At 67.4% G+C, this 14,568-nt stretch carries 12 protein-coding genes, 1 pseudogene and 1 riboswitch; of the genes and pseudogenes, 8 read left to right on the top strand and 5 right to left on the bottom strand.

Annotation, left to right across the window (positions count from 1 at the left end; translation table 11 throughout):
* The first annotated feature begins 35 nt into the window (after positions 1-35).
* From AC1AYP_RS02050 to AC1AYP_RS02075, 6 genes are all read left to right on the top strand, one after another.
* Positions 36-1,184, top strand: coding sequence for a hypothetical protein (locus tag AC1AYP_RS02050; RefSeq protein ID WP_476501786.1), 1,149 nt, complete (start codon positions 36-38; stop codon positions 1,182-1,184).
* A complete protein-coding gene (locus AC1AYP_RS02055; RefSeq protein ID WP_476546621.1) occupies positions 1,177-2,676 on the top strand; it encodes a hypothetical protein in 1,500 nt (499 codons plus the stop codon). The genes AC1AYP_RS02050 and AC1AYP_RS02055 overlap by 8 nt, the downstream gene beginning before the upstream one ends.
* Before the next feature lie 43 nt (positions 2,677-2,719).
* A complete protein-coding gene (locus AC1AYP_RS02060; protein ID WP_476544556.1) occupies positions 2,720-3,163 on the top strand; it encodes a helix-turn-helix domain-containing protein in 444 nt (147 codons plus the stop codon).
* Between the two features lie 29 nt (positions 3,164-3,192).
* Entirely contained in the window at positions 3,193-4,911 is a 1,719-nt protein-coding gene (locus AC1AYP_RS02065) for a serine/threonine protein kinase (RefSeq protein ID WP_476544557.1), read from the top strand.
* A 60-nt stretch (positions 4,912-4,971) separates the two neighbouring features.
* Positions 4,972-7,533, top strand: coding sequence for an excinuclease ABC subunit UvrA (locus AC1AYP_RS02070; RefSeq protein WP_476544558.1), 2,562 nt, complete (start codon positions 4,972-4,974; stop codon positions 7,531-7,533).
* A gap of 123 nt (positions 7,534-7,656) precedes the next feature.
* Entirely contained in the window at positions 7,657-8,127 is a 471-nt protein-coding gene (locus AC1AYP_RS02075) for a MerR family transcriptional regulator (RefSeq protein WP_476501781.1), read from the top strand.
* Between the two features lie 39 nt (positions 8,128-8,166).
* On the opposite strand, the gene AC1AYP_RS02080 is transcribed toward AC1AYP_RS02075, so the two are convergent.
* Positions 8,167-9,474 carry an MATE family efflux transporter gene (locus tag AC1AYP_RS02080; protein ID WP_476544632.1) on the bottom strand — a complete coding sequence of 436 codons (1,308 nt, stop codon included), beginning with the start codon at positions 9,472-9,474 and terminating at the stop codon, positions 8,167-8,169.
* A gap of 211 nt (positions 9,475-9,685) precedes the next feature.
* Here AC1AYP_RS02080 and AC1AYP_RS02085 point away from each other — a divergent pair, with 211 nt between their 5' ends.
* Positions 9,686-10,216 (top strand): PadR family transcriptional regulator, encoded by a 531-nt coding sequence (locus AC1AYP_RS02085; RefSeq protein ID WP_476501780.1) that lies wholly within the window; start codon positions 9,686-9,688, stop codon positions 10,214-10,216.
* A 99-nt stretch (positions 10,217-10,315) separates the two neighbouring features.
* On the opposite strand, the pseudogene AC1AYP_RS02090 reads toward AC1AYP_RS02085, so the two are convergent.
* A pseudogene (locus AC1AYP_RS02090) lies at positions 10,316-10,948 on the bottom strand (NADPH-dependent F420 reductase); the annotation flags it as partial.
* A gap of 241 nt (positions 10,949-11,189) precedes the next feature.
* On the opposite strand from AC1AYP_RS02090, the gene AC1AYP_RS02095 reads away from it, so the two are divergent.
* Positions 11,190-11,723, top strand: coding sequence for a PadR family transcriptional regulator (locus AC1AYP_RS02095; protein ID WP_476544559.1), 534 nt, complete (start codon positions 11,190-11,192; stop codon positions 11,721-11,723).
* Positions 11,724-11,744: 21 nt separating this feature from the next.
* Here AC1AYP_RS02095 and AC1AYP_RS02100 read toward each other — a convergent pair whose 3' ends face one another.
* The 3 genes from AC1AYP_RS02100 to AC1AYP_RS02110 all read right to left on the bottom strand — a co-directional run bounded on the left by AC1AYP_RS02100 (position 11,745) and on the right by AC1AYP_RS02110 (position 14,450).
* On the bottom strand, positions 11,745-12,116 hold the full coding sequence (locus tag AC1AYP_RS02100; RefSeq protein WP_476544560.1) for a fluoride efflux transporter FluC: 372 nt from the start codon (positions 12,114-12,116) through the stop codon (positions 11,745-11,747).
* A gap of 2 nt (positions 12,117-12,118) precedes the next feature.
* The gene (locus AC1AYP_RS02105) at positions 12,119-12,592 is read right to left on the bottom strand and encodes a CrcB family protein (protein ID WP_476544561.1); all 474 of its coding nucleotides are present in this window, start codon (positions 12,590-12,592) and stop codon (positions 12,119-12,121) included.
* 59 nt (positions 12,593-12,651) lie between these two features.
* Positions 12,652-12,726, bottom strand: a riboswitch (Fluoride riboswitch).
* A 134-nt stretch (positions 12,727-12,860) separates the two neighbouring features.
* On the bottom strand, positions 12,861-14,450 hold the full coding sequence (locus AC1AYP_RS02110; RefSeq protein WP_476544562.1) for a PolC-type DNA polymerase III domain-containing protein: 1,590 nt from the start codon (positions 14,448-14,450) through the stop codon (positions 12,861-12,863).
* Positions 14,451-14,568 lie beyond the last annotated feature (118 nt).

The raw sequence follows: 14,568 nt of genomic DNA on the forward strand, positions 1-14,568 counted from the left end.
ACACGGCAACGACGACGAGGAAAGGAAACCAGACGATGGCCAATCTATTCGGCAATCTCGGCAAAGGAATCGGCGATCTTGCCGGCAAAGCGGGGAAGATCGCACAGGACGCGGGGAATCAGGTAGGTCAGGCGGCGAAGTCCGTCGGCGACGGGGTCGGCAAGGCGGCCGGCGATGCGATGAAGGTCGCGGCGAATCTCGGCGATGGCGTCGGCAAGGCAGCCGGCGCGGCGGGGAAGGCCATCGGCGAGACCGCCGGAAAGGCCTCCCAGGACACGCAGAAACTCGCCCAAGGCGTCAAAGGCGGCATCGACAGCGTCGATTTGTTCAACTCGCGTCTGAGGCAGCAGGCCGTGGACGACTACAACCATACAGTGGAACGCTACGAGAAGACCGCGGAGAAGTTGTCCGACAACACCAAGGCCCTGTACGACCTGCGCAGACTCGCGATCGTGCACGTCAAATACGTCGAGCAGCACATCAACCAGCTGGCGAACACGCCGAAGGAGTTCGCCGTCGACCTGAAGAAGATCGCCGTCGAAGTGGAGACCTTCGAAAACAAGGAACAGGAGATCAGACAGGCCGAGCACCAGGCCAAGGCCGCCGAGGGCGGTGCGGGAGCCGGCGCCACACTCGGCGCCCTGGGACTGGCGGTGGCGACGATGGGCCCGACCGCCGCGATGGGCGTGGCCACCACGTTCGGCGTCGCCTCGACCGGGACCGCGATCTCCGCGCTGTCCGGCGCGGCGGCGAACAGCGCCGCATTGGCCTGGCTCGGCGGTGGCGCGTTGGCCGCGGGAGGCGGCGGCATGTCCGCCGGCACGGCCCTCCTGGCTCTTGCAGGTCCCGTGGGCTGGACCATCGCCGGCGTGGCCGGCGCCGCGGCGGTGGGTTCGGGCATCTTCGCGAGCCAGAAGAACAAGGAAGCGGCGGACAAGCTGGTCGGCGAGCGTCAAGGCGTGGAGAAGATGATCCGCCGGTTCGACGGGATGAACGCCGAGGTCAAGGCCCTGGCCGATACGACACGGACCCAGATCGACGGGGTGGAACAGGCCAACAAGGCGGTGACCGGCACCGACTACAGCCGGTTCACCAAGGACGAGAAGATGCGGGCCGGATTGCTCGTCAACGCGACGCTGACCCTCGCGCAGCTCATCAACAAGGAGCTGAAGCTCGATGACTGACCGCAGGATCGTCGACCTCAACGTCGGACAGGGCATCGCGGCATACGTCGACTGGCTGAACCGGATGCGCCTGTCCGAGCTGGCGGCGTCGTTGGGGGAGATCCTGGCGCAGGAGAACGATTCACTCAAGGTCATGGACGGCCGGCTCGCCGAGGCGCTGCGCCATATCGATGCCGCCAAGGCGGACGTGGCGGAACAGGTCATCGACGCGAACCGCGGCGGCGACAGAGGGTTGCACGGGTTCATCGCCGAATTCGCCGAGACCGGCATCGCCAACGCCCGACGGGCACTCGACGGATTGACCGAGTCGACGGTCCTGCTGAACGACAACGGCCCGGCCGATCTGCTGGTCGACGGTCGCGCCGTGCAGATGAAGTTCTATGCGAACCTGCGTCATGAGATCGAGGCCGCCGCACGCTACCCGCAGATGGACATGATGTTCTCCAAGGACCATGTGGCGGCGTATCGGTCCATCATGAACGGAGACAAGGAGGTGCTCCTCGACGGCCAGCGGCTGAGCGACCGCACGGTCGAGAGCATCCGCAGACTGATCGAAGACGAGAGCGAACGTCGCGGCGTGCCGTGGGACGAGTGGATGCGTCCGTCGAAACTCGACTACGGCCAGGTGCAGAAAGGCGCGATCGACCGGACGTTCGCGCAGGAGGCCGAGAACCTCGACCGAAGGGCCGCGGAACGCAAGGAGCGGATCCGGGAGGACGCCGACGAACGACGCGCGACCGCCCAAGACAAGGCCCGCCCGAACCTCGGCGAGGCCCATAAGGCCGCCGGCGTGGCAGCCGCCATGCAGGGCGGCGTGAACCTCGGCATGTTCATCTACGAACGTCACAGGGAAGGCAGGGAGATCTGGCAGTTCACCGCCGACGACTGGAAGGCGTGCGGGCTCACGACCGCCGAAGGCGCGCTCAAGGGAGGCGTCTCCGGCTACGCGGTGTACGGCCTGACCAACGTGTGCCGGCTGTCCGCCCCCAGCGCCGGCGCCATCGCGGTGGGGACCTTCGGACTGATTGACGCGGTCATCAGATTCAGATCCGGGGAGATCGACGACGACGGATTCCTCAACCTCGTGACGATGAACGCCATCGACGCGACCGGTGCCGCCGTCGGCGCGGCGGTCGGGCAGGCGGTCATCCCCGTTCCGGTCGTAGGCGCCCTGATCGGATCGATCGCGGTCTCGACCGCGCTTCGGCTCGGCAAGGACGTGCTGAACAGACGCGAGCGCGCGCTGCTGGACGACTATCAGGCGCGGATGGACTCGTTCATCGCCGACCTCGACGAGCGTCACGCCCGCGCTCTGCGACGACTGATGGCCGAATACCGAAAGCTCGGCGACCTGCAGCGCTACGCGTTCGACCTTGACGTGAACGTGCGGCTGCGGTTCGAGGGATCAATCGAGCTGGCGAGGGCCACGGGCGTATCCGAGGAGGAGATCCTGCACGACGAATCGGAGATCGACGACTTCTTCCTGATGTGATGTCAGGGAAGAGCGATGCGGAACGATACAAGGAGACACGGCAATGAACGCAACGGGAGGGGAGCGGCGGCTCACTGAGGAACTGCTGGACCGTCTGCTCGCCAGCGGCAGCATCGACGCGTACCTCGACGAGGAACGCCCACGCGACTACCGGCTCGTCGACTACCTGAGGTTCCTCTTGGACCGTCACGGCCTCAAACGCGCCGACGTGGCGCGCGCCTCCGGCATCAACCCCACCGTCGTCTACGACGTGTTCTCCGGCAAAAGCCGCCCCGGCCGCGACCATGCGATCCGGCTCGCGTTCGGCCTCGGCTGCGACCTGCGCGAGACGCAACGTCTGTTGCGTCTCGCCGGCGTATCGGAACTGTGGTGCCGGCAACGCCGCGACGCGATCGTCATCTGGTGCATCACGAACGGCCTCGGCCTCGCCGCCACCGACGACGAGCTCTACCGGTTCGACGAGCCGACGCTCACGCCGCGGGACTGAGCGGGAACGGGAGCGACTGGAGCGATCATATGGACGACACGCAGACCCTGCACGCCATGGGACTGGACGACGCCTACCGCGTCGAACGCACGCTCGCCGACGGGCCGTCCGGCGTCACCGAACTCGTGACGTTGGACGGCGCCGGACCGTTCGTACGCAAGAAGATCCCGCTGCGTCTCGCCCGCAGACGCCTCTGGTCCACGCTCGCCGACTGCACGTCGCCGCGCCTGCCCCGCGTCGAGGCGTCCTACGAGCTGCCCGACCGGTTCGTGGTCGTCTACGACTACGTGCCCGGCGTCACGCTCGAACGGTACGTCACCGGGAAAGGCCGGCTGGACGCGTCCGAGGCGACGCGCATCGCCGTCCAACTGTGCGAAGCGGTCGGCGAACTCCATGCGCACGGCATCATCCACCGCGACGTGACGCCCGCGAACATCATCATCGCCACGGACGGCGTGCACCTCATCGACTTCGGCATCGCCCGCGAACACGCCGGTACCGTCACAGGCGACGCGACGCCGCGCGCACGCGACACGACCACGCTCGGCACATGGGGGTACGCCGCTCCCGAACAATACGGGTTCGCGCCCACCGACGCCCGCACTGACGTGTATGCGATCGGACGCGTGCTCGGCTTCATGCTCACCGGCGTGAGCCCGTCCGACGTGACGGCGTACGGGCGCGCGCTCGCCGACGCCACGGCGGCGTCGCCCGCGTCGCGCGCCGTCGTCGCCAAGGCGTGCGCGTTCGAGCCAAGCGCGCGCATGCAGTCCGTGCAGGAGTTGCGTGACGCTTTGGAATCAGCGGAACACGGCACGGAAGGCAAGGCGCCTTCCGCAGCGGCGTCGCCCGCGGTCTCTACGTCGGCGCTCGCCGGCGACGGCACCGTTGGCGCGTCCGCGCCGACCGGTGCCATGCGCCGCGCATCCACCTCCCGCCGCATCGTCGCGTGGACGGCGGCCGGTCTCGTCACGCTCCTGCTCGCCGCCGGCGTCGGATACGCGGCGCTGCGCCTCGCCGACACCGGGAACGCCGCGTCATCCGCGTCATCGACGACGTCGCGGCCTTTGACGGGCGGTGACGGGACATCCTCCGGCAACGGCGCGGATGGCGCGAACGGTTCCCACGATGCGACCGGTGACACGGCCGGCGGCACGGACGCCGTGGACCATAATCCGCTCGAACTGGTCGAATCCGGCTGGTCGGCCGAAAGCGGATACGTGGAATACGCGCTCGCCCTGCGCAACACGGATACGACGCACGCCGTCCAATTCCCGAGAGTCACCGTCACCGGTCGCGCCGCCGACGGCTCCGTCATGTTCTCCGACACGCCCGTCTTCCCGCTCGTCTTCGCCGGCGAGACCGCGTACTTCAGCGGGCAGAGCGGCGACGGGGAGAAACCCGCGACCGTCGAGTTCACCGTCGAGACGCCATCCTCCGACGACCTGCTCGACACGGGAGGAACCGAATCGTACAGCGTGCACGACGTGCAGGAACGCAAGACCGACCTCGACGGCGTCACGTTCGGCGGCGAAGTGACGACCGACCGCGACGACGACAACGGCAAAGGCGTGTACACGGACGACATCATCGTGACGCTCGTCCTGCGCGACAAGACCGGAACGATCATCTTCGGACGCAACGAGTACGTCGCCAAACCGGCGACGGGGAAGAGCCGCGCGTTCTCCATCGAGACCTACGACCTGCCCGCATACGCGTCATACGAGATCCACGCGCACACCGCGTGACGCATGCGATACGAACTGGAGCACGACGACAACAGACGTACGGCATCTACAATGGGCCGCATGACGGATGAGCATGATCTGGAGCGTACGGAAGAACGGGGCAAAAGGCCGGAAGACGCGGGGAAGCGCCGCACGCCGACCGCGATCGAAGTGCGCGGCGCGCACGTGCACAACCTCAAGCACATCGACGTGGACGTGCCGTTGGACGCGCTCACCGGCGTGGCCGGCGTCTCCGGATCGGGCAAAAGCTCGCTCGCATTGGGCGTGCTTTATGCGGAAGGCTCACGCCGCTACCTGGAGGCCCTGTCCACATACACGCGCCGCCGGCTCACCCAGGCGACGCGCGCGCAGGTCGACGACGTGCGCCACGTGCCCGCCGCGCTCGCCCTCCACCAACGGCCCGCCGTGCCCGGCGTCCGCTCCACGTTCGGCACGATGAGCGAACTGCTCAACAGCCTGCGCCTCCTGTTCTCCCGCTGCGGCGCGCACGTGTGCCCGCATTGCGGCGCCCGCCACGAACCCACGCTCGACGTGGCCGCTGAACTGCCCATCCGATGCGCGAACTGCGACGAGACGTTCTTCGGGCCCGGCGCCGAATCCCTCGCCTTCAACTCGGCGGGCGCATGCCCCACCTGCTCCGGAACTGGCGTCATGCGCGAAGTGAACCTCGCCTCGCTCGTGCCCGACGAGTCGAAGACCATCGACGAAGGCGCCGTCGCCCCATGGGGGTCGCTCATGTGGGACCTGATGAAGGACGTGTGCCGCGCGATGGGCGTGCGCACCGACGTGCCGTTCCGCGACCTGAGCCCCAAGGAGCGCGACATCGTGTACCACGGGCCCGCCGTCAAGAAGCACATCCTCTACCGGTCGAAGAAAAGCGACGACTTCGCCGAACTCGACTTCACCTACTACAACGCCGTGTACACGGTCGAGAACGCGCTCGCCAAGGCCAAGGACGAGAAGGGACTGAAACGCGTCGCGCGGTTCCTCGAGGAGAAGCCGTGCCGGGACTGCGGCGGCACGCGATTGAGTGAGGCCGCCCGTGCGCCGCGCGTGCGCGGGCTGGATCTCGCCCAGGCGAGCGCCATGACCTTGGATGAGGCGGTCGCCTGGGTGCGCGGCGTGCCCGCCACGCTGCCCGAGGCGATGCGTCCGATGGCGACGAACATCGCCGAATCGTTCCTCGACGTGGCCAGACGCCTGCTGGAGCTCGGCCTCGGCTATCTCGCGCTCGACCGTGCAGGTTCCACCTTGTCCACCGGCGAACGGCAGCGCGTCCAACTGGCGCGCGCCGTACGCAACCGGACCACCGGCGTGCTGTACGTGCTCGATGAGCCTTCGATCGGCCTGCACCCGGCGAACGTGGACGGGTTGATCGGCGTGATGCGCGACCTCGTGGCGGACGGCAACACCGTGGTCGTCGTCGACCATGACGTGCGCGTGCTCAAGGCGTGCGACCATCTCATCGAGATGGGCCCGGTCGCGGGCGCGGCCGGCGGCCACGTGATCGCGCAGGGCACGGTCGCCGACGTGGCGGCCATGGGGGAGCGGGGCAGCCGCATCGCGCCGTTCCTCGCCGAGACCGGGCCGGAACGGGTGCGTGCGCAGGTCGACGCGGGCCGGATGTTCGAGGCGGGCGCGATCCACATGGAGACCGGGCCGCTGCACACGGTGAAACCTCTGGTCGTGGACGTGCCGCGCGGGCGTCTCACCGTGGTGACGGGCGTATCCGGTTCCGGCAAGACGACAATGGTGCTCGAATCGTTGATCCCCGCGCTGCGGGCGAACGCGGAAGACACCGCGATGCCCGCGCACGTGCGTGCGATCGCGGCGGACGGCATCCGGCGTGCGAACCTCATCGACGCGACGCCGATCGGCGCGAACGTGCGCTCCACCGTCGCCACGTACGCGGGCATCCACGACGACCTGCGCCGCGCGTTCGCCCGCACCGACGAGGCGAAACAAGGCGGCTGGAAGGCCGGCGACTTCTCCTACAACACGGGACGGCTGCGCTGCCCCACCTGCGACGGCACCGGGTCGATCTCGCTCGACGTGCAGTTCCTGCCCGACGTGAGCATCGACTGCCCCGACTGCCGCGGCTCGCGCTACGCGCCCGCCGCCGGCGCGATCCATCGCGTGTCGAAGGACGGGCGCGCGCTCACCCTGCCGCAATTGATGGCGATGAGCGTCGATGAGGCGCTGGACGCGACCGGAGACATGCGCAAGGTGCATGCGCGGTTGGAGACGCTGCATGATTTGGGACTCGGCTATCTCACGTTGGGGGAGCCGACGCCCGCCCTGTCCGGGGGCGAGGCGCAGCGGTTGAAGCTCGCCGGCGAGATGGGGCGCGCCCAGTCGGACGCCGTGTTCGTGTTCGACGAGCCGACCATCGGCCTGCACCCGTTGGATGTGCGCGTGCTGCTCGACGTGTTCGACCGGCTCGTGCAGGGCGGGGCGACCGTCGTCGTCATCGAACACGATCTCGACATGATCGCCAACGCCGACTGGATCATCGACATGGGCCCCGGCGGCGGCGAGGCCGGCGGCCGCATCGTCGCCACCGGCACGCCGGAAGCCGTCGCCACGAACCCGGACAGCGTGACGGGCCGGTACCTGCGGTAGGTGCGGGTGCCGTCGGTCGTCAGCGGAATCGGAGGCAATGTTCCGTAACATGCATGTCGGGCATGGTCGGCGATCAGATACGGGTATTGGACACCGCAGGACCATGGTGTTTCGATGGGTGGTATGAGTCTGAACACCACCACCTGGCATACGATCCGCGAGGCGTCGCTCGCCTCCGGACTGCCGGAATCCACGTTGCGCTACTACGAGCAGATCGGCATCATCCCGCCGATCGCCCGCGACCCGTCCGGGCATCGCGCCTATTCGGACGACGACCTGACCCGGCTCACGACGATCGCATGCCTGTCCGCCACGGGCATGCCGCTCGAATCGATGCGCGAATACCTGCGCAACGCGCAGGACGGCGCGGCGGGAGCGGAACGCCAGATCGAACTGCTCGACGCGCAGGCGCTGCGGCTCGCCGCGCGCGCCGAAGCCATCCGCATGCAGCAGGCGTACGTCTCGTTGAAGACCCTCTACTGGCGGGCCGTCGCGGAAGGCCGGGACGATGATGCGCAGGCGCTGCTCGACGAGCATCGCGACGTCATCGCGCAGGTCAGGCGCCTCCAGACGCAGGCGCAGACCGGCCGGTAGGACGCTTGGCGCCGTCGCGGCGGACCTGATCGCCGTCTCTCAGCGCAGCACCTTGCCGAGGATGTGGCGCATGAACGGGATGGTCGTCGCGAACGTGAGGATATCCGCCAGGGACTGGGCGGCCTCCACGCCGGTCACGCCGAGGAAGTGGGGGAGGATGAGCACGATCGGCGCGAGATAGAGGCCCGTGCGGCATACGGCGAGGAACGAGGCGATGCCGGTCTTGCCCAGCGTCTGGGAGATCATGTTGCCCATCATGTTGACGCCGTTGAGCACGACCGTCACGCATTGGAAGTGCAGGGCCGCGACGCCCACCGCGACCACGGCCGGATCGGAGCGGAAGATCTCCACCAGCTGCGGCGCGATCGTCCAGATGGCCACGGCGAGCACGAGCAGCACGCCGGTGGCGAGCTTCACGCAGAACCAGTAGGCCTCGCGCACGCGCGCGAACTTGCCGGCGCCGTAGTTGTAGCCGCACACCGGCTGGAAGCCCTGCCCGAGGCCGATGATGACCGAGTTCGCGCCGAGCATGATGCGCATGACGATGGCCATGCCGGCGATGGCCGCGTCTCCGAACGGGTTGGCAGCGATGTTCACGCACGTGGTGGCGATCGAGCCGGCGCCCTGCCGGATCAGCGAGGGGAGACCGCCGCCCGCGATCTCGCGCAGGAGCAGCGGGTCGGGACGGCAGTTGCGCAGCGACAGCTTCAATACGCCGAACCGGGCGCTCATCACGGTGAGGATGACGAAGCTCACCGTCTGGCAGATGCCGGTGGCGAGACCCGCGCCGAAGATGCCCATATGGGCCACGAAGATGAACAACGGGGCGAGCAGGAAGTTGAGCAGCGCGCCGGTGACGAGTCCGATCATGCCGAATGCGGACTGGCCCTGGTAGCGCAGCAGGCCGTTCAGCGCGAACGAGCCGCATACGCACGGAGCGGCCACGAGGATGGGCGTCAGATAGGTGACCGCGTACGGTGCGATGGTCGCGGTCGAGCCCAGCGCGACGACCAGCGGGCGCAAGGTGGCGAGGCAGACGATGGTCACGACGAGTCCGGAGAGCACGGCGCCCGCGAATCCGATGGCGAGCAGCTTGGAGGCGCGCTCGTCGTTGCGTTTGCCGAGCTCCCGGCTCATCGAGTTGCCCGCGCCGTTGCCGAAGAAGAATCCGAGCGCCTGCAGGATCGTCATGATGGAGAACGCGATGCCGATCGCGCCCGATTGGGAGGTGCCCAACTGGCCGATGAAGAACGTGTCGGTGAGGTTGTACGCGGTGGTCACCAGATTCGATACGACCGCCGGGATGCACAACCGCAGGATCAGCGGTTTGACGGGGCTTTGCGTCATCTGCCGGTATTTCGCGTCGGCCGATGCCTGTTTGATTCCTGCACGATTCTGAGCCACGGAACGCTACTGTACTCCCGTTCCCACCGTCATGCGCCGGCCGCGGCCGATGGCGGACGTGTGGAGCGGGTCAGCCGCGGGCGGAACGCGGCGGCGCGCATCCGTGCCGGCCGGTATCATGGCTGGGATGTCGAAACGAGGTGAGAAGTAGGGTATGAGCCTGATTGAGATGATGATTCTCGGATTCCTGTCCGAGAAGACGATGTGCGGCTACGAACTGCGCAAGAAGATGGAGCAGCTGCAGGGCGACATGCGCCGGTTCAGCGACGGCGCCATCTACCCGGCGACCGGCCGTCTCGCGAAGGCCGGTCTCATCTCCGAGCAGACGGATGTGCGCGACGGTCGCCAGCGTCACCTGTTCACGTTGGAGCCGGCCGGCCGCGAGGCGCTCGTCGAGGCGTTGAAGACCGCGGACGGCTTCATCCTCACCGACTTCAACCGGTGGCGGGTCGTGCTCACCTTCCTGTCCGTCGTTCCGGACAAGGCCGACCGCGACGCGGTGCTGCGCCGCCGCTACGACCTGCTGTCCGGCGGCGACGTGCACTTCTTCTACTGCGATGCGGGCAACCCGCTGTCGATTGACCACATCGACGACCCGTACCGTCGCGGTCTCATCACCGTGCATGACGCGCAGGTCGCGGCTGAGCTCGGATGGCTGCGTTCGATGCTCGGCATCGAGGAGTGAGGATTCCCTCACCTGCTTGTACGGTCTTACGGCAAATGACTGGGCCCCGACGCGATACGGTTCGCGTCGGGGCCCAGCCATTTGCCGGCGGGTGACCGCTTACTTGACGACCTTGAAGCCGCCGGTCCACGGGGTCTGCTCGGTCACGCCGAGGACGATCTGCAGGGCGCCGTAGCCCTCGAGGTACTGGGCGCGCTTGAGCGGGCCCGCGTCCACGGTCTTGAGTCCCGCGGCCTCGATGAACGCGGCGACGGACTTCTTGGCCGCGTCGTCGTCGGAGGCGAGCTGGACGACGGTCGGCGCGCCGTCGTTGACGCCGGTGGCCAGGGTCGCGGCGAAGGTCGTGTTGAAGCCCTTGACGACCTTGGACTGGGGCAGTTTGCCGGCCAGCCATTCGGCGGCGGACTTCGCGCCCTCCGGCAGCGCCAGGTCGAAGGTGGTGAAGTCGATCGGGTTGGACACGTCGACGATGGTCTTGCCGGCGAACTGGCCGGCGTAGGCGGCGAGCGTCTCCTCGTAGGCGGGGAACGGCAGGGCGAGCACGACGATGTCGCCGGTGACGGCCTCGCCGAACTTCGCGCCGGTGACGCCGTCGGCGGCGGCCGCGGCCTTGTCCGGGTTGCGGTCGATGACCTGCACGGCCGCGCCGGCCTTGACGGCGATGCCCGCCACGGCGGATCCGATGTTGCCTGCGCCGAAGATGGTGATGTTGCTCATGGTGGTTTCCTTCCGGTGTGTTGTTCCCGTTGTCGTTCCGTTGTCGCTGCCGGCGGCGGTGCGGTTGCCGTTCCCGTCGCCCTCGCGTTGGTCATCACTCTATTCGAGGTATTGGCATATTTCAAGCCGAGATATATCGAATCAATGTATGGCCAGTTGCAGAACGGTGGAATTCCGCGGTCGATGTGTGGGGTGATCGCCGTTCGCTGTCGGCGTGTCGTTTCGAGATATATCGAAGCGAGGTATCATGGTGGGCATGATGAACACGATAGAACTCATGACGTTGGGATTCCTCTCGGAGGGGCCCGCGTGCGGCTACCGGCTGCGTAAGAAGATGGAGCAGCTCCAAGGCTACATGCAGGCGGTCTCCGACGGCACGCTGCATGCGGTCACCGGGCGCTTCGTCAAGGCCGGGTACATCGGCGAGACCCATACGGTCGTCAACGGGCGGCGTCTGCGCGAATTCCATCTCGAACCGGCCGGCCGTGAGGCGCTCATCGAGGAGCTCAAGGGCACGAGCGGATACATGCTCACCAACATCACCAAATGGGCGGTCGTCATGTCGTTCCTGTCCGTCATCCCCGACGAGGCGGACAGGAACGCGGTGCTGCGCCGCCGGCTCGACTCGCTCGCCGAGGCTGACGTGCGCCGCCTCTACAGCGACGGCGAAGGCCCCATCGACAACGACGAGGTCGAAGACAGGTACCGTCGCGCCATCATCGCCGTCCACGACGCCGAGATCGACGCCGAACGCGCGTGGCTGGAACGCGAGCTCGGCGTCCGCGAATGACCGACGGGCCCGCGGCGGCCGTCACGCGACGAGCATGAACCCGGCGGCCACGGCGAGCGGCGGGACGACGACGCTCGCCAGCAGATAGCCGGCGGCGGTGGGGTAGCGGCGCTTGCCGAACAGCGTCACCGTCTCGTTGACCGCGGTGGAGAACGTCGAGAAACCGCCGAGGAAACCGGTGGCGAGCAGCAGCCGCCACGACTCGTCCACTCCGCCGCGAAGCGCCGCCGCGGCGACGAGCCCGGCGAGAAGGCCGGCCAGCAGGTTGATGACGAACGTGGACATCGGGAACGCGTGCGTCCAATACGTCTTGACGGTCGTGTCGAGCAGATAGCGGCAGGAGGCGCCCAGACCGCCGCACAGGCAGACGAGCACGGGAAGGAGCATGGCCATCGTCACGCCTCCTTCTGCGCGTCGGAGACGGATGCGGAGTCGGCGGCGGTTCCGGTCGCGGCGAGCCGCCCGCCCGCCCATGCCCCGATCGCGGCGCATAGGATGCCGAGCACGAACGTCACGACGAGATACAGGACGCCGACGCCCGCGTCGCCCGAACGGATCGCGGTGAAGCACTCCAACGCGAGCGTGGACATCGTGGACAGCCCGCCGCACAGTCCCATGCCGAGCCCGCGGCTCGCGTACTCCCTGCCGCGGGAGCCGAACCGCGCGGCGAACGATGCGGAGCCGGCGAGGAACGCGGTCAGTCCCGCGTACAGGAGGCAGGCGAGCAGGTTCGCGGCCAGGGTGCCGGTATGGAAGTCGCCGGCCGCGGGAATCAGTGTGAACGCGTAGCGCAATGCGGTGCCGACCGTGCCGCCGACGAAGACGACGGCGAGGATGTCGGGGTGGATCTGGGGTATGCGATGACCCATGTCGTTGCCTTTCCGGATGCCGCCGCGGTCCGCTGAAGACACGACGGCCCCTAAGGGAGAATCGTGTAGGAACTATCAGCGGTAATGCGGTTCGGAAAACGGGTTTCCCGGCGGGTTCCATCGCCTGCGTGCAAGACTACTCCACGACGCGACAATATGGCGGCATGCACGGGGGAATACCATAAACGGACACCGTGTCGTCCGTTTTGACCATGCAAAACAGACGACACGATGTCCGTTCAACGGTTGGCGTCAGCCGTGGTCCCGGTCAACGCCTCCAATGGCGACGGTGGCTGATGATGCGCTTGCCGCCGACGCCCGCCTTGCCGTTCGGTCCCCACGGCCCGCGCGCCTCGGCCTGGAGCTGCCTGAGATGGTGCTTCATGGCGAGGAGCATGATGTGCGTGTCCTCGAGGCCCAGATGGCGTTCGGCGTCGTCCTCGCGCAGCGCGCCCTGACGCTTCGCGTACGCGTCGAGGCGGTTGTCGCCGTCGGGATGCTCCTCGCTGGGGATGGAGCCCTCGTCCCACAGGCGGCTCATCGGCAGCGTGTCGATGATGGTCACGTGGCCGTTGCGGTACGCCTCCGCATAGCCCTTCACGTTGAGCATGAAGAAGCTGTGTTCGAACGTGGCCATATGCGCGACGAACGGCTGCGCGGTCAGACGCTTGAGCAGGTCGGCCTGGGCCTCGGCGTCCTCGTCGAACATCGGATAGTCGGCGCCGACGCGCTGCTTGATGTCGATGCCGGTCAGCTGGATGATGAACGGGTTGCCGTGGCGCGCCGCCTCGTCGGTCACGCCGAACGAGAACCGATGCTGGTCGTAGGCGTCGCCGCCCTCGTAGTAGTCCTTGTCGTACTCGTAGCCGGTGGGGGCGTCCGCCGGGCGCGGGGACTTCATGTTCATGTATTCGAAGCCCACGTCGATGATGTACGCGCGGTACGGTTCGGTGCCGTTCGTCTCCAGATCGATGCCCATCACCTTGTCCACGTCGCGGCCCGGCAGGAACACCTCGCGCCAATAGTCCTTCGGCCGCGCCGCCTCGCGCGCCGCCACATGCTCGGCGGCCCGGTGGCGCGACTTCTCGAAGCGCGCCTCGGGCACGGCGGTCTCGTCGCGGTTGACCTGTTCGACCGTCGGCACGGCGGGATTGTCGTCGTTGATGACCGGCTGGCCCTCGATGAGATAGTCGTTGCTGCCCTGGTCGGAGCTTGATTCGATCGGCGCGGACTCGTCCGGGCCCGCCTCGACGGAGCCGTTCCGCACCTCGTCGGCCTCGAACAGCGCGTGCTCGCGGTGCGCCCGCGCCGCCTCGCGCTTGGCGCGGTCCGCCTTGCGGCGTTCGGCGCGCGTGTTGACGATCTCGGCCGTACGGTCCTGGATGTCGTCGACGACCACGCCCTCCCTCGCGGGCGTGAGCACCGGCACGGTGACGCGCTGGCGGTCCTCGTCCTCGACGGTCCACAGGCCTTCGGCGATGCCGCGGTCGCGCAGCAGCGCGATCTGGTCGTTGAGACGACGGTCCGCGTAGGCGAGCGCGCGCGGCAGATCGTACGTCTTGATCCTCCGGTCGAAGTCGCGCATGAACGTCATGCTCATCTTCGCGATGACGGCTTCGAGCCGGTCACGGATCGCGAGATCCTCCTTGAGCAGATCGTGCACGCTGGACGCGGCGCCCGCCTCGAAGTCCTCGGGGGAGGCCACGCCGATGCCGTGCTCCAGGTCGAGCGAACGCACCCAATCCCAATCGATGTCGTTGTCGTCCGCGTCCTTCAACATGATGTACGACCACTGGCTGATGCTTTCCTTCGCCTCGGTCAGCCACGAGCGGTCGATCGTATGCCCACTGTTTTCCATTGTTTCTTTGCTGTTTTCTTCGCTACTCATACTCATTCATACCTGCGGGAACCATGTCCCGTCATCTCCATGGTAGCGCTCACGGCGGCTCCCATGCGGGAATCGCCGGAAACAATGG

Source organism: Bifidobacterium sp. LH_424, assembly GCF_056356895.1.

Coding starts and splice junctions, on each gene's coding strand:
- AC1AYP_RS02050 (WP_476501786.1), top strand. CDS start 36: ATGGCCAATCTATTCGGCAATCTCGGCAAAGGAATCGGCGATCTTGCC.
- AC1AYP_RS02055 (WP_476546621.1), top strand. CDS start 1,177: ATGACTGACCGCAGGATCGTCGACCTCAACGTCGGACAGGGCATCGCG.
- AC1AYP_RS02060 (WP_476544556.1), top strand. CDS start 2,720: ATGAACGCAACGGGAGGGGAGCGGCGGCTCACTGAGGAACTGCTGGAC.
- AC1AYP_RS02065 (WP_476544557.1), top strand. CDS start 3,193: ATGGACGACACGCAGACCCTGCACGCCATGGGACTGGACGACGCCTAC.
- AC1AYP_RS02070 (WP_476544558.1), top strand. CDS start 4,972: ATGACGGATGAGCATGATCTGGAGCGTACGGAAGAACGGGGCAAAAGG.
- AC1AYP_RS02075 (WP_476501781.1), top strand. CDS start 7,657: ATGAGTCTGAACACCACCACCTGGCATACGATCCGCGAGGCGTCGCTC.
- AC1AYP_RS02080 (WP_476544632.1), bottom strand. CDS start 9,474: ATGACGCAAAGCCCCGTCAAACCGCTGATCCTGCGGTTGTGCATCCCG.
- AC1AYP_RS02085 (WP_476501780.1), top strand. CDS start 9,686: ATGAGCCTGATTGAGATGATGATTCTCGGATTCCTGTCCGAGAAGACG.
- AC1AYP_RS02095 (WP_476544559.1), top strand. CDS start 11,190: ATGATGAACACGATAGAACTCATGACGTTGGGATTCCTCTCGGAGGGG.
- AC1AYP_RS02100 (WP_476544560.1), bottom strand. CDS start 12,116: ATGGCCATGCTCCTTCCCGTGCTCGTCTGCCTGTGCGGCGGTCTGGGC.
- AC1AYP_RS02105 (WP_476544561.1), bottom strand. CDS start 12,592: ATGGGTCATCGCATACCCCAGATCCACCCCGACATCCTCGCCGTCGTC.
- AC1AYP_RS02110 (WP_476544562.1), bottom strand. CDS start 14,450: ATGGAAAACAGTGGGCATACGATCGACCGCTCGTGGCTGACCGAGGCG.